This is a genomic window from Parapedobacter flavus (genome assembly GCF_035818675.1).
Lineage (GTDB): Bacteria > Bacteroidota > Bacteroidia > Sphingobacteriales > Sphingobacteriaceae > Parapedobacter > Parapedobacter flavus.
The window spans coordinates 62,849-84,171 of record NZ_JAYKZZ010000011.1 but is presented as its reverse complement, the minus strand read 5'-3'; the positions used below and the strand labels follow the sequence as shown (position 1 = coordinate 84,171).

The window sequence follows — 21,323 nt, the reverse complement described above, 5'->3', positions numbered from 1 at the left end:
ACTGGCAAAAATACACTTTATTGTAAAATGTACCCGTGGCCAGTTGGTAAACCGCTGAAATAAACGGATATTTGTATGGTTTTTTAAGAAAAGTTACATCAACTAATAATAGCGACACATGTCTAACCTCGTTCGGATTATCCTATCTACCCTCTTGCTGGTTGCTACCGTAGCCCTGTTTGTCTATGGCGAATGGGGGTGGGGTATCATAGGTATCCTGATCACCATCGTGGCATTTGTAACGGTCTTTTTCAATGAGAACATGCTCATCGCCCAATTTTACCTCCGCAAGGAGAACATGGCAAAAGCAGCCGGTTGGTTGGGACGTATCAAAAACTACGAAAAACAACTTATCCGTGCGCAGCACGGTTATTACCACCTCTTGCTGGGATTAATGGAATCACAGAAGTCGCCCATGCAGTCGGAGAAGTTTTTTAAGAAAGCGCTGTCGTTGGGCGTGCACATGGGGCATAATGTGGCCCTCGCCAAGTTGAGCCTTGCGGGCATTGCCATGGCCAAGCGCAACAAACGGGAGGCGACTAAATACCTCCAGGAAGCGAAACGGGCCGACAAAAACAAGCTCCTTGCCGATCAGATCAAAATGATGAAGGATCAGATGGGCATGATGGATCGACAACAACAACCACGGTATCGATAGCTATTCTGTTTCCGGAGCGGTTAGGTACGCTTCCAGAAACCGTCCCTCATCTTCGCTATCCTCAAAGACAATTTTCACCACTTGTATGGCGGCCGCTTCGGGCGAGATGCCCTGTGCTGTAATCGCCAACTCCACGGGCGTGTTGGGTTGCAGGAGATAATGTAGGTAATTCTGGCGGTCTTCAAACCGCATTAATACGCGGCCCATGGTGATGGTTGAAAAATAATAGGCGTTCCGCCGGTCGTCGACCAACTGCGTGCCATAGACATTGACCTTCAATTCGCGCGATCGCTCCGCCAAGCTAGTAATGGTTAAGGTTGCCGTGGAGGTATTCGTGGCCGAATCGATGGCAAAGGAGATCACTTCAAACCGGAGGCCGTCCATGGTCAACGCACTCGAATCTCGCGCAATCGGGGCTCTTTCGTCCTGACGGGCCGAAAGCACCATTGGCAGCGAAACCAACACCAAAACAACAAATAAACCTATCCGTTTCATCCCCTTAATCGGTCTGCCGATTTCACTAATTTTTCATCCTTCCGGATGGCCCCCATGGCCATGCCGAGGAAGACCATGCTGATGGGCAGTAAGAAAAACCCCACTCCAATGTTCCGCGCGGAAAGAAATTGGTGCGCCTCGGCGAGTGCGCTGCTGGCCGAAACGTATAGCCAAACGCCAAACAACAACAGCAACACGATATCCAATATGATCAACTGGACCTGTTGTTTGCGTTGACGGAACTTAAATATGATGTATAAGGGAAATAACCCCAATAATACCGTTGCGATGGTTTGGAGCATGAAAAACTCGGCGCGCACCGCTTGGCCTTCTACGCCCTGATAGACCCCGGTTACCTTCAGTGCTTTACCCATGCCCCCCAAGTCGGCATATTGCAGGTAAGGGAATAAGAACAAGGCAAAGATGGTGGCTGAAGCCAGGAACAACCAAACACTCTGGATACGTTGAATCATACGGCATTGACTATAATACAACGCAAACTTAGGCATTGTTGCTTTTAAAAACAACGTATAAATTCGCTTGTCGCGACGGCTATCGCGCCCTTGAGCGAAAATATTTAAAACAAAACCCATTCTAGCCCTGTATACTATCTCGCCCAGCATACGTTAAAACAGACAGATACTTAACCCCCAAATAATTAGGTTGGGCATAAATCAAACGAGTATGATGGTGAGTGTTTGCAGGCGAATGCTATTCTGTGTGAGTTGCAGTACGCTGTTCTTCAGTAGCCCTTGCGTGGGGTATTCCCCTATTTTGCCGGCATCCGGCCAAGCATCCATTCAACAAGACACCATCCCCCCGGATACCATTAGCATGGATACCATAACACAGGATGGCACCCCACGTGACACGGTGGAACGAGTGGCCAGCGGATTGGTGGAAGACAACGAAGGCCGGCCCTTGGCAGGCGTAACCGTCAGCATCAAGAACTCAACCATCGAAACGCAGACGGATGAGAAGGGCGCCTATGAAATCAAGTCGCCGGCTGACACAACTGCGATGCTAACTTTCTCCATGCTGGGTTTCGAGCCCTTTGAAATGCCCATGAGCATTGCCAACGGGCAGACCATCACCTTGCAGCCGCAAGATGCCGATGCTAACGTATTGGACGAGGTGGTGGTTATCGGCTATGGCACGGTTCGAAAGAAGAATCTCACCGGATCGGTGAGTTCGCTCCGCGGCGATGCTTTCCAGCAGCATGCCATCACGAACACGGAAGACGGCATTGCCGGCAAAATAGCCGGTGTACGGGTGAGCCAAGGCAGCGGCGCCCCTGGCAAACCGGCAAACATCAAAATCAGAGGGCTGAATTCCGTTACCGCCTCCAGCAACCCCCTGTATGTTATCGACGGGATTCCACAAAACCATATGCGAAATGTGAACCCAAGGGATATTGCTTCCATAGAAGTGCTGAAAGACGCTTCCGCTAGCGCGATATACGGTGCTCGGGGTGGGAATGGCGTGATCGTGATTACCACCAAATCGGGCATAGAAGGAGATACGAAGATTGACTTCAATAGCTACGTGGGGTTCCAAGAGGTAGACCGGTTCCTGCCCATGATGGATACGCACGAATATACAGCTTACATCCGGTACCTGCGCGACTCGAGGTTCCAGCAAACCGGTGGCGACCCGGCAGCGCCCGTGTCTGCCCGCCCAGCCGAATACCAATATCCAGATAATTACCTCAATCCATCCGCGTTGCCCGATAATAACTGGCAGGATGTGGTTTATCGGCAGGCCCCGATGCAAAATTATGCACTGAATGTATCCGGAGGCGGCGAAATCGGCACCTTCCGGGTCTCAGGGGCTTACCTCCGGCAGGACGGGGTGATGCATCATACCGGGTTTGAGCGGTATAACCTCCGTGCCAATACCCTATTCAACATTGGTGAAAAAATAAAATTAGGCGCCAACGTGGCTACGTCTTTCAACCTAATCAACGACCCCGAGACCGATGGCAAGGAGAGCAACGCACACTATGCGCTGGCTATGCCGCCGGTGGTCGGCACCGATCAGAATACCGAGGCTGCGGGCTACTCTCCTGCGCAGACATACGTAAACCCGCTGGCCCGGCTCCGCGAAATGACCGCCCGTGCCAAAGCCAACGAACTCCAAATAAACACCTTTGCCGAATACAACCCGATAGTCGGACTTACGCTACGCACCCAACTCGGCTATATCGGTTCGCACGCGGCTTACAACGAGTTTACGCCGGCAAATGTAAACAAGGGAGCACAAGCCCAAGGTTATGCCTCTAGCACCGATAGTTATGTATTCAACATCCAGAATACGGCAACATACCGCCCCGACTGGGGTGAAGACCACGTGTTGCGAATTCTCGTGGGACAAAGTTATGAGCATAACCGACAAGATTTATTGGCCGCAGCGGGCGATGGCTATGCCAACGACTTGATTCCGACGTTAAATGTAGCCAACAACCCCACACTGGCCAGCACCTCCATCGGCGAGAGTGCTACCACGTCGTTTTTCGGGCGCGCACAGTATTTCTTCCGCGACCGCTACCTGATTTCTGTCAGCGCGCGCTACGACGGGTCCTCACGGTTCGGGCCTAACAGCAAATGGGGACTTTTTCCGGCAGCGTCCATTGGGTGGAAAATCAATGAAGAGGCCTTCCTCCAAGAAGCAGAGTGGCTCTCGCTCCTCAAAATCAGGGCGTCGGTGGGCAAGGCTGGCAACGACCGGATTGGCAACTATGAACATATCTCGCTCTTGGGCCGGCAGGACTATAACCTCAACGGAAAGCTGGTAACCGGTTTGGTGCCTGGTAATATCGCCAATGAAAACCTCAGCTGGGAGACCACATTATCGAGGGACATCGGCCTGGATATCTGGCTGCTGGACGACCGGATACAGGTGACGGCGGATGCGTATTTCAATCGGACGAGCGACCTGCTACTCAACGTGCCGATCTCGCGCATCAGCGGCTTCTCCGCAATACGGCAGAATATCGGGGAGGTGGAAAATAAAGGAGTCGAATTACAGATTACCTCGCAACACTTCAAAACAGACGATTTCAGTTGGACTACAACCATCAACTTTTCCAGAAACAGCAATACCGTTCGCTCATTGACACCGGGGATTGACCAGTTAATCATGTTGACTACGCTCCAGGACTTCAACGCTTATACCACCGCCGTGGGCCGCCCTTTGGGCAGCTTCTACATGTATAAAACCGAAGGCGTGTTGTTGCCTGCGGATTTTGACGAGACCGGTGCACCACGGGTGCCCATCATTAACGGGCAGTTGGAAGGAAACCTCAAGATTGTCGATATGAACAACGATGGGCAGATCAATGAGCTGGACCATACGATTGTGGGGAATCCGCAACCGGATTTTTTGTGGGGATTATCGAACGAAATCGCTTTCAAGGGGTTTGACTTGAGCTTTGACATCCAGGGGCAACAGGGTGGCGATGTCTTCTATCTTGGTCGACGGGGATTCAACAATGGCCTTGGCGAGGGAACCAACCAATACCGCGATTGGCTGCATGCTTACAAACCCGAACGGTTCAGTGCTAACATTCCGACAGGGATAAACATGGCGTGGGATGGCGAAACCCCCAGCGTGGTAGGCGTTAACCCAGCTTATAACGATACGTGGATATACGAAGCAACTTTCGTACGGATACGTAATATCACACTGGGTTATCATTTCGAAGACACGGTGCTGAAAAAGTGGAACGTGCGTGGCGTACGGGTATTTGTGATGGCCGATAACCTCCATACGTTCACGAAATATCCCGGTGCCAACCCTGAAGTCAACAACGCAGGAGGTTCCGGTGCTGGCGAAAACACCCGCCCTGCAACCGACTACGGCGGATATCCACTATCAAAGCGGTTTTCCCTCGGCATAAACGTTTCCTTTTAGTATAATAACATCGGTCATGGAAAAATTTACGGCAATGCAAGCGACCATCCTAGCGATATCAATAACGGCGGCAGTGTTATTAGCCGGGGGGTGTACCAAAGAGCTGGAACTGACCCCGCAGTCTACCTACAATACAGAAGATTTCTATCAAACAGCAGGCGACTTCCGACAAGCCCTGTTCGGTGCTTATGGAGGGTTGCGGTCGGTACATGGATTCGATTATCCGATGATGATGGAAAGCCTCAGTGACAATGTCAACACGTTGCAGAACACCACGAACAATCCGCTCGCCCGCTTTGGTTTCACTGCCGGTGACGACCGCATTTTCGGGGTCTGGGCGGCCTATTGGACAATCATCAACCGGACGAATAATATATTGGACCAGATTGATGACGGCGATTTTGCGAATGAGCTGGTACGGACAATCATGCGTGGAGAAACACGATTTATCAGGGGCTATTGTTATTTCCAGCTCGGTTGGATTTTTGGGGGTATGCCTATCATCGACCGCCGGTTGAGTGCCGAGGAGACCGCTACGGTACCGAGGGCCAGCCAGGAGGAAACGTTCGCTTTTGCCACAGCCGACCTCCTTGCTGCCGCCGAGGTGCTTCCCGGACACCAAGGTGGTGACAACCTGGGGCGGGTCACCAAGTTTGCCGCGAAGGCCATCCTAGCCCGCCTTTACCTGTACACGCAGCATTATGAATCGGCCAAGCCGCTGCTCGAAGAAATTTTGGCGTATGATGGCCTGCAGCCGTACGATGCGTTCGGCGATTGCTTTGTCAATACCCGCGACAATGGATCGGAGCACGTGTTCCAGATCCAGTATACGTCGGGGCTGAACAGCCAGGGTAATCCGTTGGTCTATTCACTCGTGCCCGAAAACCTCCGCTCCGAGCTGTTTCCGCAAGGGGGACGATCTACATGGGTTGCCGTTTCGAACGATTTATATACGGCTTACGACACATCAGACATCAGGCGAGATTTTACCATTCAAAAAGGATATACCAGTAGTAATGACGTGACGGATAGCTTAACCCTTTTGTATATTAAGTATGCGCATGGTGCGGCACCGCCCAATAAAGAGGACAACGATGTCAACCTCTCCATCGTCCGCATTACCGACGTGCAATTGATGTATGCCGAAGTGCTGAATGAACTGGGCTACGTTGCCGATGGTGAGGCGTTCGCGCTGCTCAATGTCGTGCGTCAACGGGCAGGACTAGACAGCCTTACATCATCGGCCGCCCCCAACCAGGGAGCCTTCCGTGAAGCGGTGTTCAGAGAAAGGCGGCTGGAATTTGCCGGCGAAGCCTTGCGCTGGTACGATATTGTACGCCAGGGCGCCGAAAAGGCTACAGAAATCATGAATGATTTTTTGGAGAGGTCCGAGGAAGGCGATGGGCAGATCAGCTTCGAGCCCCACTACCTGCTCATGCCGATTCCGGCGAGTGAGCTGCGAACCAACCCAACATTAACACAAAACCCCGGTTATTAGCCGGGGTCTGTCGCCATTTACTGGAATTTCTTCGCATTCACCTTCCGTTCGTTTTCCGTGAGGTAAATTTTGCGGAGACGAATGCTCTTCGGGGTTACTTCGATGTATTCGTCTGCCTGGATGTACTCCATCGACTCTTCGAGCGAGAACTTGATAGCTGGGGCGATACGCACGTTGTCATCGCTACCCGAGGCCCGCATGTTCGTCAGCTGTTTACCTTTCACCAAGTTAACGACCAGATCGTTGTCGCGGATATGTTCGCCCACAATCTGCCCTTCGTAGACATCTACGCCCGGGTCGACGAAGAAACGGCCGCGGTCTTGCAGCTTATCGATCGAATACGCCGTTGTCTGCCCCTTTTCCATCGAAACCAATACGCCGGCCAATCGCCCGGGAATGGTTCCTTTCCAAGGTTCGTAGGCTTTGAAACGGTGTGCCATTACGGCCTCTCCCGCTGTCGCGGTGAGCACGTTATTACGGAGGCCGATAATGCCACGCGCTGGGATATCGAATTCGAGGTGCTGCATATCGCCCTTGGTCTCCATCACCAGCAGTTCCCCTTTGCGTTGGGTCACCAGTTCGATTACCTTACCAGACACTTCTGCAGGAACATCGACCACGAGCGACTCGATCGGCTCGCATTTCACGCCATCGATCTCTTTAATGATGACCTGCGGCTGGCCTACCTGAAGTTCATACCCTTCGCGGCGCATGGTTTCAATCAGTACAGACAGGTGGAGGATACCCCTGCCATAAACCAGGTAGGAGTCCGGCGAATCGGTCTGTACGACCTTAAGCGCTAAGTTCTTCTCCGTTTCCTTGTACAACCGTTCCTGGAGGTGGCGCGATGTGACGAACTTGCCCTCTTTACCGAAAAAGGGTGAGTTGTTGATGGTAAAGAGCATGTTCATGGTCGGCTCATCGATATGGATGACCTCCAATTGTTCGGGGTTTTCAAAGTCGGCTATGGTGTCGCCGATGTCGAACCCCTCGATTCCAACCACGGCGCAGATATCACCGGCCTTTACTTCCTGTACCTTCACCCGGCCAAGACCTTCGAAGGTATGGAGTTCCTTTACACGTGCCTTCACAGTCTTGCCATCGCGCTTAACAAGTGAAACCGGTTGGTTTTCGCGAATGACACCGCGAGCCACACGGCCAATAGCAATCCGGCCTACAAAGGAAGAATAGTCTAACGAGGTTACCTGCATCTGTAACGTCCCTTCTTGATAGGGAGCCGCAGGAATATGTTCTAATATCGCATCTAACAATGCGGTGAAATCTTCAGCCGGCTGCTTCCAGTCGGTAGCCATCCACCCTTGTTTGGAGGAGCCGTACAGCACCGGGAAATCGAGCTGCTCTTCGGTAGCGTCCAAGTTGAAGAACAATTCGAACACCGCCTCATATACTTCGTCGGGGCGGCAGTTTTCCTTGTCGACCTTATTAACTACAACAATGGGCTTAAGGCCTAGGGCGAGTGCTTTTTGGGTTACGAAACGGGTCTGAGGCATGGGCCCTTCAAAGGCATCGACCAGCAGGATAACGCCATCGGCCATTTTCAATACCCGCTCCACCTCGCCGCCGAAGTCGGCGTGGCCAGGTGTATCGATGATATTTATTTTGACGTCTTTGTATTGCACGGCCACGTTTTTGGAAACGATGGTGATGCCGCGTTCACGTTCGAGGTCATTATTGTCTAATATGAGTTCACCGGCTTGTTCATTCTCCCGGAAGAGGTTGGTGAAGTGGAGAATTTTGTCGACCAAAGTCGTCTTACCATGGTCGACGTGGGCGATAATGGCGATATTTCTGATTTTCTGCATCCCGTGCGGGTATTTTAAAATTGAGGGTGCAAAGGTATGGAAAATCTGCGGGAATCTACTGCCTTTGTTATTTTTTGTCGAGCTAAGGCCCGATTGCCAACAAGGAGACCAGCCGGCGGGAGTCTATCCTGCGGTTATAACGCCCAGTTCCTTGCCCACTTTGGTAAAGGCCGCAATGGCGCGATCAAGGTGATGCTGCTCGTGGGCCGCCGATAGCTGTACGCGTATCCGGGCTTTCCCTTTCGGTACCACGGGATAGTAAAAGCCAATGACGTAAATCCCTTGGGTCAGCATCCGGGTGGCGAACTCCTGGGCCAGCGGCGCGTCGTACAGCATCACCGGCACAATGGGGTGTACCCCCGGTTTGATATCGAACCCGGCTTGGGTCATCCGATCGCGGAAATACTTCGTATTGTATTCCAGTTTATCACGCAACTCGGTCGTTTCGCTGAGCATGTCGAGCACGGCAATGGATGCCCCCGCGATGGCTGGCGCCAGGGTGTTCGAAAACAAATATGGCCGGGAGCGCTGGCGTAACATGTCGATGATCTCTTTTCTCCCCGACGTAAAACCACCGGAGGCGCCGCCGAGTGCCTTACCGAGGGTACCTGTAATCAGATCCACGCGCCCCATCACACCGTGCAGTTCGTGTGTGCCACGACCGTTTTTACCGATGAATCCCGTACAATGCGATTCGTCGATCATCACCAGTGCCTCATACTGATCGGCCAGGTCGCAGATTTTATCCAGTGGTGCCACACTACCGTCCATTGAGAAAGCGCCGTCGGTCACGATGATACGGTGCCGGGCATCCTTTGCCGCTTTAAGCTGTGCTTCCAAGTCGGCCATGTCGCAGTTCTTGTAGCGGAACCGCTGGGCTTTGCAAAGCCGTACGCCATCGATGATCGATGCATGGTTGAGCTCATCGGAGATAATGGCATCCTCAGCACCGAACAAGGGTTCAAACACGCCGCCATTGGCATCGAATGCCGCAGCATAAAGGATGGTGTCTTCTGTACCCAGAAATTTGGAGATTTTGGCCTCCAGTGTCTTGTGGATATCCTGCGTGCCGCAGATGAAACGTACCGATGACATCCCATAGCCATGGCTATCGATGGTACGCTTGGCAGCCTCGATGACCTTCGGGTGTGAGGAGAGTCCCAAATAGTTATTCGCGCAGAAGTTGATCACCTCTTCGCCGTTTTCGATTCGGATGTCGGCGCCCTGGGGCGTTACAATCACCCGTTCTTCTTTGTATAAGCCGGCATCTTTAATGGCTTGGAGTTCTTGCTGCAATGCAGGTTGGAGGGTTTTGTACATAATATGGGCATTCGTTTGTGTGCTGGGTCAAAAGTCGAAAATTAAATCGCCAATTCAAAATCGCTGGCAATGCCTATCTTTGCGGCATGGCAAGGGAAATCTACGAGACGAAGCGGAAGGCATTAAAAATCAATCTCAACGAGAAAATATACGGTACGTTTGCCGAAATCGGGGCCGGCCAGGAGGTCGCACGGAATTTTTTCAATGCTGGGGCTGCTTCGGGAACCATTGCCAAAACCATATCTGCCTATGACATGGCCTTCAGCGATGCAATCTACGGCGCTGAAGACTCGGGGCGGTATGTGAGCCGCTCGCGCCTTCGGAAAATGCTGGAGCATGAATACGAACTACTCACCGAGCGGCTGGTAGGCGAAAAATACCAAAACAAACGGCTGTTTGCCTTTGCCAACACCGTGTCAGCGCTCAATTTCAACAAAACGAACGAAGCCCATGGCTGGGTCGGCCTCCGTTTCCAGCATGAGGTGGATAGCGCACCCAACGAGATTATTTTTCACATACGTTTGTTGGATAGCGATAATTTGCTGCAGCAGAAAGTATTGGGCATTTTGGGCGTCAGTCTCGTTTTTGCTGCGTACTACTATACCCGTGATGTTCAGACGATGATCGAGTCACTGGCCGACAACCTATCACCGGGATCGGTTGAAATTGACCTTGTGAAAGTAAACGGGCCGGTTTTCGAGGGGGTGAACGAACGACTCATCAACCTGTACCTCATTGCCAAGGGCTTTTCAAAAGCAGCCATTTTCAACCCCGAAGGTTCCGCATACCAAAGCAAAGATTTCCTATACAAGAAGGACGTCATGATTTTGCGTACCAAGTACCGGCAACGGTCCAACCCAAACTTCGACCTCTTCAATTTGGCCGTCGACCAGTTCAAGCGCAACCTGGGTATTAAGGATGACAACTTGGTGGTTTTGATCGAAGTGTTGATGAGCAACGTGCTCGACCACGCACCCCAGTTCACCTCGGACGATCTGCAGTATTTCGCCGAGCGGGCCGAATACCTATGCAGTACGGGAAACCATATCCTGGTATCTAACTTTACACGCAACCATTATCTCGCGGAATACCTGGCGCAATTTAAGCCGCGAAATGTGGGTATCTCCACAAACATCTCGAACCTGCGTAACGTTTTTAACTCGAAGCAATATACGAAGGGTAATTATACGGACGAGCTCCTGTCTTACGTCAGCGGACTGTTTAGCAAGAATGTTAAACTATACGCTTATCCGTATCTTCAAAAACAGCAGAGCCAAATCATCACGACATCGAATATGCCGGTATCGCCCGAGGCACGTCCATTATTTGACTTCTTGGTAAAAAATAGGTATATTATCGACATCGAGGACTATGACGAACGGCACGTGAAGACGGTGTGAGTTTGTGAGTGGTGAACGTGTGAGCGATTAGCATGGAAGAACAGGTTATATTGGTGGATGAACAAGATCGTGCAATAGGCACGATGGAAAAGCTGGCGGCTCACCGTGAAGGATTGTTGCACCGCGCCATCAGCGTTTTTATCTTTGATAACCAAGGGCGATTGCTGGTTCACCAGCGTGCCGCGCATAAATATCACAGCGCCAGCTTATGGACCAATACATGCTGTAGCCATCCCCGACCCGGCGAAAGCGTAATGGACGCCGCCCACCGTCGGCTGCATGAAGAGATGGGTATGGAAGCTGACCTCACCTTTGCCTTTGCGTTTCAATACCGGGCAGTGTTTGACAATGGCTTAACGGAGCACGAATTCGACCACGTATTTATAGGCCATAGCAGCCATATACCTTACCCCAACCCGGCGGAAGTCGCCAACTACCGTTGGTTGGGCCAGTCGGATATCGAACACGACATCCGTACCCACCCTGATACCTATACCGCATGGTTTAAGTTGATTTACCAACGGGTGTTTGAGTGGTAGTCAATTCAGCCTTTTCACCAGCTGTTCTTCTACCGTTTTATATACCTGCAGCGGCTTCTGTACACGCCAGTCCAGGTTGTCGAGTATACCGCCAAAGTTGATGAAATAATCAACATTGCTCGACTTGAATTCATCGATCACGTGGTCGCGGAAGTTGATCCCTGCAATCCATCCATCTTCGATATCCTGAAACCATTCTTCGTAGTAACAATCGTCTGAGGCATGAAAATTCAGCACATTTTCACCAATGACGATAAATTTATGGATACCCGCATTCACCATCACGTCTATCACTTCGCGCTTGAGCAGCATGATGTCGTTATAAATGGCGTCATTCCATTCTCCGATCAGCTCGATGATGGCATAGTTCCGGGAATAATCGGCATACAGCACCTTCAAGTACAACGTGCTGGAACCGAAACTGTCCCATTGGGGGTGCAACAGGAAATTATAGACCTGTTTATCGAATTCAAATTCATTGTACTCCACGCCGTAGAACGGGGACTGTTCATCTTCGGCAGCGATGTAATCATCCCTCCAGCGGTAATATGGCTCTATCTCGTGCATCGCGCTCATTAATTTCTCCAAAAGTCGGAATACTATCTGATAACTTATACAATAATAAGTCGAAACGGATTGGAAATATTGTAAATTTTATGTGCTAGGCGGGAAAAACGAGGAAAACTGTTTAATTTAGCGTCTGTTATCTTAGGGTATGCGCAAGGAGACGAAAAGAAATCTGTTGGTGGCGGCCACGTATGCTGCTGTCCTATTTTTGGGGTTATTGCTGGGGCAGAATTTCACCGACGAGAACTCCCATACGGGCCGCAACACGTTATTGCCTTTGCGCTTTATCGACAACTCGGGCAAGGTACAACGCCTGATTGACCTTATTGCCGACAATTATGTAGATAGCATTGGAACCGACGAGTTGCAGGACTTGGCCATTGATGAAATTGTTGCCCACCTGGATCCCCATTCGGAATATCTTCGACCAAACCAAGCGTTTAAGCAGCACGAAACACTGGAGGGCAGCTTTGAAGGGATCGGCATCGAATACTATATCCTGAACGATACGCTGATGACCGTGGGGCTGATCCCCGGCGGCCCGGCTCAACAGGCGGGCATGCGGGTAGGGGACAAACTACTGGCCATCAACGGCGACACCATCGCGGGGAACCCCATCTCGGAAAGAATGCTGGAAAAGAAAATCCGCGGCCGCCGCGGTACCGCCATCGAGATTGCCATACACCGCAACGGCATTGACCTGCCGTTGCCGCTGAAGGTGATGCGTGACCGGGTGGAGGTGAGTAGTATCGACGCGGCCTACCTGGTGGATAGTGTGACGGCATACATCAAGATCAGCCGGTTTGGGGCACGGACGGCCGAGGACTTCGAACAATCGCTGCGTAACCTTAAGAAGCGAGGCGCGCAGCAGCTCATATTGGACCTGCGTGAAAACGGTGGCGGTTATTTCAATGCGGCGACAGCCTTGGCCAGTCATTTTTTCAACGACAAACAGCTGATTGTCTATACTGAAGGAGCCCATGAGCCTCGCGTCGACTATTATTCAAGCGCCGACGGCCTATTTGGCGACGGCGACTTAGCAGTGCTGATTGATGAAAGCTCCGCTTCCGCCAGCGAAATCGTTGCGGGTGCCATCCAAGACCTCGACCGTGGGGTTATCGTGGGCCGCCGATCGTACGGCAAAGCGTTGGTGCAGGAGCAATTCGGCTTTGGCGATGGCTCAGCATTGAATCTCACCGTGGCCAGGTACTTCACGCCGCTGGGGCGGTGCATCCAAAAGTCGTATACCGTTACGGCAGACAGCCTCTGCCATACCGGCCAGCTTCCCTTATTGGGCAACCTCGATACCGCTGCTTACACCACCACCTCGGGCAAACTGGTATATGGCGGCGGGGGCATATCGCCCGATGTCATCGTGCCGGCAGACAGCAGCCGGGCCAGCACATTATATCGTAAGATTCGGCGGGCCAGCCTGATCGAGAACTATGTGTACGACAGACTGACGACATCGGTACCGACATATTCCGTTGAGAATTACCTCAAGGGCTACTTCCTGCCCGAGACGGAATACGAGCGTTTCTTGCAATACATCCGTGAGCGCGGTATGGGATACAGCGCGAGTGAAGCCGATGCCGCGAGATCAATGGTACGCTCGGATATCGAAGCCTTGTTAGGCCGGTATTATTTTGGCAGCGAAGCATTTTTCAAAGTGAAGAACCGTTCCGATGAAGTGCTCGCCCAAGCAATGCTTGCCCTAAACGGCAAATAGTTCAGCCTGTCGATTACTTCACGATCTGCCCGTCGAGCAATTGAACAATCCGGTTGCCGTATTCGGCATTCTTTTCCGAATGTGTTACTTGCACAATGGTGACACCTTCTTCTTCGTTGAGCTGCTTGAACAGGTTCATGATTTCTTCTCCCTGTTTAGAGTTGAGGTTTCCTGTCGGCTCATCGGCGAGTAACAATTTGGGCGTGGTAGCCAATGCTCGGGCGATGCCCACCAGCTGTTGTTGCCCACCAGAAAGTTGGGTGGGAAACAGGTCTTTTTTACCCACGATACCGAAACGGTCGAGCAGGTCGGCCACAATGGCCTTCCGCTCGCTGCTCTTGAGGTTCTTGTAGATGAGCGGGGTCTCGATGTTTTCGTAAACGGTGAGCTCATCGATGAGATGGTATGCCTGGAAAACGAAACCGATGTACTGCTTGTACAAAGCGGAGCGCTGTTTTTCCTTCAGCCGTAACACGCTGTTGTCCATGAGCAGGTACTCGCCCTCGTCGGGCTCATCCAACAAACCAAGGACGTGGAGCAGGGTGGATTTCCCCGACCCTGAAGGGCCCATGATGGATACAAATTCGCCCTCATTGATATGGAGGCTGATGTCCTTCAGTACGAACGAGCGCATTCCACCCACGTTGTACCATTTGAATATGTTAGCTAATTGAATCATTTATTAGTAATTAGTACTAAGTACTCAGTAGTTAGTAGTTAGCCCCTTTGATTGTCAACTGGCCATGCTCAAATATATTAATTATCGCGTAGGCCTATGCCAAAATCCATCCATTATTATAACAAGCTAATGCACAACAGACTACACAAAAACGAAGGCCCTAAAGTGTCCGTTTCCGAACAGCTGAATGTTCGATATCGAACACATGATTATTGCAGGTCAATATACCAATATCAATTTTATATCATATTTCTGTTGTTTTAAGGGTTGGCATGAAATACATCGGAAAATGACGTACCTTTGTGTCCGTTTTACACTAAGGCTGTAAAACAACAGGAATATGCAGTTGAAGAAGAGTTTACTTGCGCTTTTATTTGGTGGTTTGGGCATCGGCATCACCGAGTTCGTGATGATGGGTTTGCTGGAAGAGATTGCCTATGATTTGGCGATCGACATCCCCACGGCGGGGCATTTGATCGCCGCGTACGCCGTTGGTGTGGTCATCGGGGCGCCCCTACTTGTCGTCATCGCCGGGAAGTATCCGCCTAAACGTATCCTCATCGGATTGATGCTACTATTTACGCTCTTCAATGCATTTACGGCCTTTGCACCGAGCTACGCATCACTTTTGTTTTCGCGGGTACTTGCTGGTTTGCCGCACGGCGCCTTTTTCGGGGTGGGCTCGGTAGTCGCCAGCCGGTTGGTTCGACCGGGCAAAGAAGCGCAGGCTATTTCTGTCATGTTTGCCGGCCTCACCATTGCCAACCTGATTGGCGTACCTTTAGGCACCTATATCGGTCACAACTTCATGTGGCGCTATTCGTTTGCTATCGTGGTACTGGTAGGCATCATCACGTTACTCGCCTTGAAGTTCTGGATGCCGGATATGCCCGCAAAGCAAGCAGCCAGTGTGAAGACGCAACTGCGCTTTTTCAAGCGCCGCGAGGCGTGGCTCATTGTGGGCATGATTGCGATCGGTACCGGCGGTCTTTTCTCGTGGTACAGCTACATTTCGCCGCTGATGACCAAGGTAGCCGGATTCTCCGAGTCGTCGATGACCTACATCCTGATGTTGGCCGGCCTGGGTATGTTTTTCGGTAATCTGGTGGGTGGCCGGTTGGCCGATTTGGTGTCGCCTGCCAAAGCGGCCATCATGCTGCTTACCGCGATGGTGGTTGCATTGATTACGTTGCACTATGTAGCCGTTTACCCCATCCCGTCGCTGGTAATGACGTTCCTTCTGGGTGGTATTACTTTCGCATTGGGCGCTCCCATACAGATGCTGATGATCAACACCGCCAAGGGCTCAGAAATGCTGGCTGCTTCGGTGAGCCAGGCGAGTTTCAACATCGGCAACGCGCTAGGCGCCTTTTTGGGCGGCTTGCCTATCGCTATGGGTTATGGTTATAGCTCGCCTGAATGGGTGGGCGCGGCCATGGCAGGGGGCGGCGCATTGTTTGCGCTGGCTTTCATTCTTCATCAAAAGCGCAACGCCCACATGGTGGTGGTTCCGGAGGCCCTTGAAGCAACACCACCCCTCGAACAGCAAGTGACAGACATCATGGCCGCAGCTGAAGAGCCCGAGCCAGTCTGCTAGGAGTCCGTTATTCTTCCCGCAGCGAATCCGATGCGTCACGAAAGTAAGCCCAGCTTCACCAACGCATAGAAAAGTGCAGCAGTGTGCAATGCCTGGCCGAATTGGTTATCCAGCAGCAGCTGTTTCAGTTCAGCGGGCGATGCCAGTACGACCTCGATCTCTTCCTGGTCGTCGAGGTCTTGCTCCTGCACTTTCACACCGCCCGTGAGTAGGTAGGTGGTTGTTTTATTGGTGCTGGTAGCCGGGTTGGGGAACAAGGTCGATATTTCTTCGATGGTATCGAATCGGTAGCCTGTCTCTTCCAGCAATTCGCGCGGGGCAGCAGTAAGGGCGTCCTCGCCGGGGTCGATGACGCCACCCGGGATTTCAAGCACATTCTGCTTTACGCCGTGGCGATATTGCCGCACCAAGATAAACTGATTATCGGCTGTAAGCGCCACCATATTTACCCAATCGGGGTACTCCAACACATAATATTCAGGCACGACATGCCCATTGGGCATGCGGCATACGTCTTTGCGCAACACCGCCCAGGGCGCCCGCACAAGGTACTCGGACGATAGGGTTTCCCACTGCATTCAGGCGATATCTTTCATGATGCGGTCCACACGGTCTTCCAGTTCGCGGCTCACGCGTTCAAAATCCGCCCGATCAGCCAGTGGCTGTTTCACGCTGCAATAGAATTTTATCTTGGGCTCCGTACCCGACGGCCTCGCCGAAATCACATCGCCATCTACCGTAATGAATTGCAGTACATCCGACTTGGGTAGGTTGATGACCGCCCGTTTGCCCGTTTTCAGGTTGTATGACTCGCTTGTTGCATAGTCCTTGATTTCAGCCACATCGATGCCACCCAGTGTTTGCGGCGGGTTGCTCCGCAGCCGCTCCATCATGGCTTTGATTTCCTCAGCTCCGGCTTTGCCCTGTTTGGTCAACGAGATCAGTTTCTCCTTATAATAACCATGCTGCACATAGAGGTCAATCAGTGCATCGAAAAGTGTTTTGCCCTGGTCTTTATAGTACGCCGTCATCTCGGCAATGAATACGGCAGAAACCACCGCATCCTTATCGCGCACCAGCTCGCCGACGAGATAGCCATAGCTTTCTTCGCCGCCGACAAGAAACCTGCCGTTGCCGTTTTTGCCAGTGATGAGCTCGCCGATATACTTGAATCCAGTCAGCGTATCGTAATAGGTAACGCCGTAGCGGTTGGCGATATCGGCAATTAGGCTGGTCGTTACGATGGTCTTCACCACGTAGTCGTCCGGCCGCAGATCGCCCTGTTCCTTCTTCGATGAAAGCACATAATCGACGAGCAGGCTGCCAATCTGGTTGCCGTTCAACAGTTGGTATTCTCCACTGGCATTCTTGGCCGCTGCCCCCACGCGATCCGCATCGGGATCGGTAGCGAAGATGACGTCGGCATCGATGCGTTGGCCGGTCTTAACGGCCAGGGACATGGCGTCTTCTTCCTCCGGATTGGGATAAACCACCGTTGGAAAGTTGCCATCAGGTGTAGCCTGTTCTTCGACCACATGGACGTTGGTAAACCCCCAGCGGGCCAACGTGGGCGGCACCAACGTGATTCCCGTACCGTGGATGGGAGAAAATACGATCTTCAGATCGTGCTGCCGTGCTACAACTTCGGGCCGGATAACCAGTTTCGAAACCGCATCGAGGTAGGCGTCATCGAGTTCCTTACCCAGCAGCGTGATGTTCTCTTCCACCGGTCCGAAATGGATTTTATCTGGGTCCTGGATGGCATATACCTCCTTGATGACATTTTTATCGTGCGGCGGCACCAATTGTCCACCATCATTCCAATACGCTTTATAGCCGTTATACTCCTTTGGGTTATGCGAAGCCGTTAGCATCACGCCCGCTTGGCATTCGAGGTGGCGCACGGCGAAGGAAAGGTGCGGCGTGGGGCGTAACTCGGCAAATAGATAGACTTTGATGCCATTTGCGGAAAACACATTGGCCACCAAACGTGCAAATGCCTGCGAGTTGTTACGGCTATCGTACGAGATGGCCACTTTGACTTGCTTCCCCGGGTAGGTTTTGAGCAGGTAGTTGGCCAGCCCTTGCGTGGCCCTCCCGATGGTGTATTTGTTCATCCGGTTGGTGCCAACGCCCATGATGCCACGCAGCCCACCGGTACCGAACTCCAAGTCCTTATAGAAGCTGTCGGTCAGTTCGGTATGCTGCTCGGTATCAAAAAGCTGTTTGACGGAACGGATGGTCTCGTCATCATATGGGCCCCTTAGCCATACTTCGGCGCTCGTCTTTATCGCTGGGTCTAAATGCGGTGTTGTCATGCGGTGAGAATTTTACTCTGTTGCGCCAAACTTATGCAAAAACCCAGTTACATACAAGGAATAATTATCGCGTTACCGTAGCGGGATGTTCCTTGCCGTTATGGCACGTGATGCATGTAATCTGCGTGAGTTCTCCGGTTTTCTCATCGCGCCGCTTGAAATGTTTTTTATTGATCCGCTGGGTCATTTTCATCATCCAACGGGCAGTTTCCTTATGATGGTTATCGTCGCTTGCGAAATCCAACTTCTTTGGGTCGGTCGCACTCTGCGCGTGGCAAAAACCACATTTCACACCTAAGGCCACCTTGAACTCATCCATCACCTGTTTAATTTCTTCCTGGGTGATGTTTTTAGGAAGTACTTTTAAATTGGTTGCTTTCCATTCCTGGGGCTGCGGCTGGGTTTCGGGCGCAAATGAGCTCAATGCAAAAATACCCGCGAACACGGCCACCACGGCAGCGATCATTCGATATGTCATAGTGTTCAGTTTATATGGTAAATATAGCAATCTACCGCCCGAACACCGAAAAGAAAAAACTATTTAGAATGGGTTTAATTGAGTAACAGCGATATTTGGATTCTCGTCGATTTTCGATAGGTTTGAGCCGTATGAAAGACCGCATCGTGTATGAAAAGTATCGTCCGGACGATTTCGAGGACTACTACAACTTAGTTAAATCCGACCGAGTGATGCGGTACATTACGGGCAAAGGGCTACCTGAAGCAGCGGCCAGGACCACCTTTGATCGCTTTCTGAAAACCAACCCACTCGATTCCCGCCTCGGCTATTTCAAGGCTAGCGACCCGCAGACAGGGGCCCATATCGGCGAATGCAAACTCGTCAATTACCCGAAAGACGAATCGGTTTTTGAAATCGGATACTTACTTAAGGAGCAACTTTGGAGTAAAGGCTACGGAACACTGATCTGTGAGGCGATGTTGTCGTTAGCATCGGCCGTTGACCCCCGCAAGCAAGTGATTGGCATCATCGATCCGGAAAACACCGCTTCACGAAGGCTCCTGGAAAAGTTTGGATTCGTAAGCTTTTTCACTGGTGTGGAAGACGGGCTACCCACCGAGAAGCTTATCCGACATCCTTAACTTTTCGCTTGCCGTGTCATTTTTTCCAGCTCATCCCACAGCTCGTCGGGCACCGCTTCCAGCCCGCTGAATTGGCCTGCCCCTTGCAGCCATTCACCACCGTCGATGGTAACAATCTCGCCGTTGATGTACCCGGCAAAATCGGAAAGCAGGAAAGCCGCTAGGTTGGCTAGCTCCTGATGGTCGCCCACGCGCTTGAGCGGCACGCGTTTTTTGAAATCGAACTGCTGGGCGAGGTCGCCCGGCAGCAACCGTTCCCACGCCCCCTTTGTAGGGAATGGGCCCGGCGCGATGGCGTTATTACGGATACCGTACTTGCCCCACTCTACGGCCAATGACCGCGTGAGTGCCAATACGCCCCCTTTGGCTGCGGCCGAAGGCACCACGTAGGCCGAGCCGGTAAATGCATAAGTGGTAACGATGTTCAATATGCTCGCCGGTTGTTGGTTTTTGATCCAGTGCTTGCCAAATGCCAGCGTACAATTGGCAGTTCCTTTGAGCACAATGTCAATGATGGTAGCAAACGCGTTTGCAGAAAGCCGCTCGGTAGGCGAAATGAAGTTGCCCGCAGCATTGTTAAGCAACGCATCCACCTGACCGAACCGTTCGAGCGATTGTGCCAGCAACTGTTCCACCTGGGCGTTTTCCCGGATATCGCACGCCACGGGCAATACCGCTCCGCCGGTGCCTGCCGCCATCTCCCTGGCAGCTGCTTCCAGCACATCTAGTTTGCGGCTAGCGATAACCACCTGGGCGCCCAGTTGCAAAAAATAGGTTGCCATAGCCCTGCCCAGTCCGGTACCGCCACCGGTTACCACGATGGTTTTACCTTGAAGCGCATCCTCGCGCAATGCGCCTGTCACTGCCATTATTTGCCTCCTTTCAAGTTATTGATGCGTATTTGTTTCATAGGTATCAATGAGATCGTTTCACTAAGTTGTCGATGATGGTTTTTACAATGGATCGGGTGGCGGGCGACCACCATTGCTTCAGTATCGCCTCGATGGTTTCTTCTTGGTTAGCGTCAAACGCGGCAACCAACGATCGCCGCATATTACGTTTGCTTTGCCGCCACGTATTGCGTTCGTATTGCGTGTAGTTGCGGAGTTGACGCTCAGCAGCCGAACGGATACGTCTTGGATCGACCACCTCATCCACCAGGCCTGCCTCGAGCGCTTCCTGTGGTTTGAATAACTTCCCTTCCAGCAAATAACGATATGCCCGTGCTGGGCCAAGCCAAAACCCATACAATTGGAAGATACTTTCGGGCACAATGAGCCCGACGGGCACCTCATTAAGACCGATAATGAAATCGCCATCGGCCATCACGCGGTAGTCACAGCAGCTCGCCAACACGCATCCTGCTGCCGGACTGTGGCCACTAATAGCAGCTACGGCTGGCTTGTCAAATGCCACTAGTGCACGGATCACATCCATGAATGTATGCCAAAACCGACGTACTTCTTCCTCGTTATATTCATATAATGCAATGAGATCTAGTCCCGCGCTGTAAAACCCTTCCTTGCCGTGCAAGATCACCCCTTCCACTGCGGGGTTACTTTGCGCGTCAGCCACGGCTGTCCCAAGCTCTTCAAGCATCTGTTGGTGGATGGCGTTCGACCGATCCCGATCGAGATAGATGTGCGATATCCTGTCCTCAACGGCTATTTTAATGAAATCCATTTTA

General features: G+C 51.9%; 19 protein-coding genes. 8 read left to right on the top strand and 11 right to left on the bottom strand.

Translation table 11 applies throughout. The features are described 5' to 3' along the window. Positions 1 to 118 precede the first annotated feature (118 nt). Positions 119 to 658, top strand: a complete 540-nt coding sequence (locus U9S71_RS10190; RefSeq protein WP_326327238.1) for a DUF2892 domain-containing protein — start codon at positions 119 to 121, stop codon at positions 656 to 658. Here U9S71_RS10190 and U9S71_RS10185 read toward each other — a convergent pair whose 3' ends face one another. Both U9S71_RS10185 and U9S71_RS10180 read right to left on the bottom strand, forming a co-directional pair. After that, positions 659 to 1,153, bottom strand: a complete 495-nt coding sequence (locus tag U9S71_RS10185) for a hypothetical protein (RefSeq protein WP_326327236.1) — start codon at positions 1,151 to 1,153, stop codon at positions 659 to 661. After that, complete coding sequence (locus U9S71_RS10180; protein WP_326327235.1) at positions 1,150 to 1,626, bottom strand: DUF4293 domain-containing protein; 477 nt, start codon at positions 1,624 to 1,626, stop codon at positions 1,150 to 1,152. Before U9S71_RS10180 ends, U9S71_RS10185 begins: the two co-directional genes overlap by 4 nt. 247 nt (positions 1,627 to 1,873) lie before the next feature. On the opposite strand from U9S71_RS10180, the gene U9S71_RS10175 reads away from it, so the two are divergent. Together U9S71_RS10175 and U9S71_RS10170 are read left to right on the top strand one after the other, a co-directional pair. Then, positions 1,874 to 5,065: a SusC/RagA family TonB-linked outer membrane protein gene (locus U9S71_RS10175; protein WP_326327234.1), complete on the top strand. Its 3,192-nt coding sequence runs from the start codon at positions 1,874 to 1,876 to the stop codon at positions 5,063 to 5,065. Between the two features lie 16 nt (positions 5,066 to 5,081). Continuing rightward, entirely contained in the window at positions 5,082 to 6,563 is a 1,482-nt protein-coding gene (locus U9S71_RS10170) for a RagB/SusD family nutrient uptake outer membrane protein (protein ID WP_326327232.1), read from the top strand. Positions 6,564 to 6,580: 17 nt separating this feature from the next. On the opposite strand, the gene typA is transcribed toward U9S71_RS10170, so the two are convergent. Further along, positions 6,581 to 8,386, bottom strand: coding sequence for a translational GTPase TypA (typA, locus tag U9S71_RS10165; RefSeq protein WP_326327230.1), 1,806 nt, complete (start codon positions 8,384 to 8,386; stop codon positions 6,581 to 6,583). Between the two features lie 123 nt (positions 8,387 to 8,509). Continuing rightward, positions 8,510 to 9,706 carry a glycine C-acetyltransferase gene (kbl, locus tag U9S71_RS10160; protein ID WP_326327229.1) on the bottom strand — a complete coding sequence of 399 codons (1,197 nt, stop codon included), beginning with the start codon at positions 9,704 to 9,706 and terminating at the stop codon, positions 8,510 to 8,512. A gap of 86 nt (positions 9,707 to 9,792) precedes the next feature. Here kbl and U9S71_RS10155 point away from each other — a divergent pair, with 86 nt between their 5' ends. Beyond that, positions 9,793 to 11,106: a nicotinamide mononucleotide adenylyltransferase gene (locus U9S71_RS10155; protein WP_326327228.1), complete on the top strand. Its 1,314-nt coding sequence runs from the start codon at positions 9,793 to 9,795 to the stop codon at positions 11,104 to 11,106. Positions 11,107 to 11,138: 32 nt separating this feature from the next. Then, on the top strand, positions 11,139 to 11,645 hold the full coding sequence (gene idi, locus U9S71_RS10150) for an isopentenyl-diphosphate Delta-isomerase (RefSeq protein WP_326327227.1): 507 nt from the start codon (positions 11,139 to 11,141) through the stop codon (positions 11,643 to 11,645). Here the strand turns inward: idi and U9S71_RS10145 are convergent, their stop codons facing one another. After that, positions 11,646 to 12,212 carry a hypothetical protein gene (locus tag U9S71_RS10145; RefSeq protein WP_326327226.1) on the bottom strand — a complete coding sequence of 189 codons (567 nt, stop codon included), beginning with the start codon at positions 12,210 to 12,212 and terminating at the stop codon, positions 11,646 to 11,648. It lies immediately after the preceding gene. Positions 12,213 to 12,360: 148 nt separating this feature from the next. Between U9S71_RS10145 and U9S71_RS10140 the strand changes: the two genes are divergently transcribed. After that, on the top strand, positions 12,361 to 13,941 hold the full coding sequence (locus tag U9S71_RS10140) for a S41 family peptidase (protein WP_326327225.1): 1,581 nt from the start codon (positions 12,361 to 12,363) through the stop codon (positions 13,939 to 13,941). 13 nt (positions 13,942 to 13,954) lie between these two features. Here U9S71_RS10140 and U9S71_RS10135 read toward each other — a convergent pair whose 3' ends face one another. Continuing rightward, on the bottom strand, positions 13,955 to 14,620 hold the full coding sequence (locus U9S71_RS10135) for an ABC transporter ATP-binding protein (RefSeq protein ID WP_326327223.1): 666 nt from the start codon (positions 14,618 to 14,620) through the stop codon (positions 13,955 to 13,957). 340 nt (positions 14,621 to 14,960) lie between these two features. Between U9S71_RS10135 and U9S71_RS10130 the strand changes: the two genes are divergently transcribed. Further along, on the top strand, positions 14,961 to 16,217 hold the full coding sequence (locus U9S71_RS10130) for an MFS transporter (protein WP_326327221.1): 1,257 nt from the start codon (positions 14,961 to 14,963) through the stop codon (positions 16,215 to 16,217). Between the two features lie 35 nt (positions 16,218 to 16,252). Here the strand turns inward: U9S71_RS10130 and U9S71_RS10125 are convergent, their stop codons facing one another. The 3 genes from U9S71_RS10125 to U9S71_RS10115 form a co-directional block, all read right to left on the bottom strand. Further along, positions 16,253 to 16,795: an NUDIX hydrolase gene (locus U9S71_RS10125; protein WP_326327219.1), complete on the bottom strand. Its 543-nt coding sequence runs from the start codon at positions 16,793 to 16,795 to the stop codon at positions 16,253 to 16,255. Continuing rightward, positions 16,796 to 18,535, bottom strand: a complete 1,740-nt coding sequence (locus U9S71_RS10120) for a phospho-sugar mutase (RefSeq protein WP_326327218.1) — start codon at positions 18,533 to 18,535, stop codon at positions 16,796 to 16,798. It lies immediately after the preceding gene. Positions 18,536 to 18,599: 64 nt separating this feature from the next. After that, complete coding sequence (locus tag U9S71_RS10115; protein ID WP_326327216.1) at positions 18,600 to 19,013, bottom strand: c-type cytochrome; 414 nt, start codon at positions 19,011 to 19,013, stop codon at positions 18,600 to 18,602. Between the two features lie 131 nt (positions 19,014 to 19,144). On the opposite strand from U9S71_RS10115, the gene U9S71_RS10110 reads away from it, so the two are divergent. Continuing rightward, complete coding sequence (locus U9S71_RS10110; RefSeq protein WP_326327214.1) at positions 19,145 to 19,636, top strand: GNAT family N-acetyltransferase; 492 nt, start codon at positions 19,145 to 19,147, stop codon at positions 19,634 to 19,636. Here the strand turns inward: U9S71_RS10110 and U9S71_RS10105 are convergent. Beyond that, a complete protein-coding gene (locus U9S71_RS10105; protein ID WP_326327212.1) occupies positions 19,633 to 20,505 on the bottom strand; it encodes an SDR family oxidoreductase in 873 nt (290 codons plus the stop codon). The two genes, U9S71_RS10110 and U9S71_RS10105, sit on opposite strands and share 4 nt — an antisense overlap. 46 nt (positions 20,506 to 20,551) lie before the next feature. Further along, on the bottom strand, positions 20,552 to 21,319 hold the full coding sequence (locus U9S71_RS10100) for an enoyl-CoA hydratase/isomerase family protein (RefSeq protein ID WP_326327210.1): 768 nt from the start codon (positions 21,317 to 21,319) through the stop codon (positions 20,552 to 20,554). Positions 21,320 to 21,323 lie beyond the last annotated feature (4 nt).

Excerpts from the sequence above, each read along its gene's own strand:
- kbl (WP_326327229.1), bottom strand. The coding sequence starts at position 9,706 with ATGTACAAAACCCTCCAACCTGCATTGCAGCAAGAACTCCAAGCCATT.
- U9S71_RS10180 (WP_326327235.1), bottom strand. The coding sequence starts at position 1,626 with ATGATTCAACGTATCCAGAGTGTTTGGTTGTTCCTGGCTTCAGCCACC.
- U9S71_RS10125 (WP_326327219.1), bottom strand. The coding sequence starts at position 16,795 with ATGCAGTGGGAAACCCTATCGTCCGAGTACCTTGTGCGGGCGCCCTGG.
- U9S71_RS10100 (WP_326327210.1), bottom strand. The coding sequence starts at position 21,319 with ATGGATTTCATTAAAATAGCCGTTGAGGACAGGATATCGCACATCTAT.
- U9S71_RS10130 (WP_326327221.1), top strand. The coding sequence starts at position 14,961 with ATGCAGTTGAAGAAGAGTTTACTTGCGCTTTTATTTGGTGGTTTGGGC.
- U9S71_RS10110 (WP_326327214.1), top strand. The coding sequence starts at position 19,145 with ATGAAAGACCGCATCGTGTATGAAAAGTATCGTCCGGACGATTTCGAG.
- U9S71_RS10155 (WP_326327228.1), top strand. The coding sequence starts at position 9,793 with ATGGCAAGGGAAATCTACGAGACGAAGCGGAAGGCATTAAAAATCAAT.
- U9S71_RS10140 (WP_326327225.1), top strand. The coding sequence starts at position 12,361 with ATGCGCAAGGAGACGAAAAGAAATCTGTTGGTGGCGGCCACGTATGCT.
- U9S71_RS10170 (WP_326327232.1), top strand. The coding sequence starts at position 5,082 with ATGGAAAAATTTACGGCAATGCAAGCGACCATCCTAGCGATATCAATA.
- U9S71_RS10115 (WP_326327216.1), bottom strand. The coding sequence starts at position 19,013 with ATGACATATCGAATGATCGCTGCCGTGGTGGCCGTGTTCGCGGGTATT.
- U9S71_RS10145 (WP_326327226.1), bottom strand. The coding sequence starts at position 12,212 with ATGCACGAGATAGAGCCATATTACCGCTGGAGGGATGATTACATCGCT.
- U9S71_RS10190 (WP_326327238.1), top strand. The coding sequence starts at position 119 with ATGTCTAACCTCGTTCGGATTATCCTATCTACCCTCTTGCTGGTTGCT.
- U9S71_RS10185 (WP_326327236.1), bottom strand. The coding sequence starts at position 1,153 with ATGAAACGGATAGGTTTATTTGTTGTTTTGGTGTTGGTTTCGCTGCCA.
- idi (WP_326327227.1), top strand. The coding sequence starts at position 11,139 with ATGGAAGAACAGGTTATATTGGTGGATGAACAAGATCGTGCAATAGGC.
- U9S71_RS10105 (WP_326327212.1), bottom strand. The coding sequence starts at position 20,505 with ATGGCAGTGACAGGCGCATTGCGCGAGGATGCGCTTCAAGGTAAAACC.
- U9S71_RS10120 (WP_326327218.1), bottom strand. The coding sequence starts at position 18,535 with ATGACAACACCGCATTTAGACCCAGCGATAAAGACGAGCGCCGAAGTA.
- U9S71_RS10135 (WP_326327223.1), bottom strand. The coding sequence starts at position 14,620 with ATGATTCAATTAGCTAACATATTCAAATGGTACAACGTGGGTGGAATG.
- typA (WP_326327230.1), bottom strand. The coding sequence starts at position 8,386 with ATGCAGAAAATCAGAAATATCGCCATTATCGCCCACGTCGACCATGGT.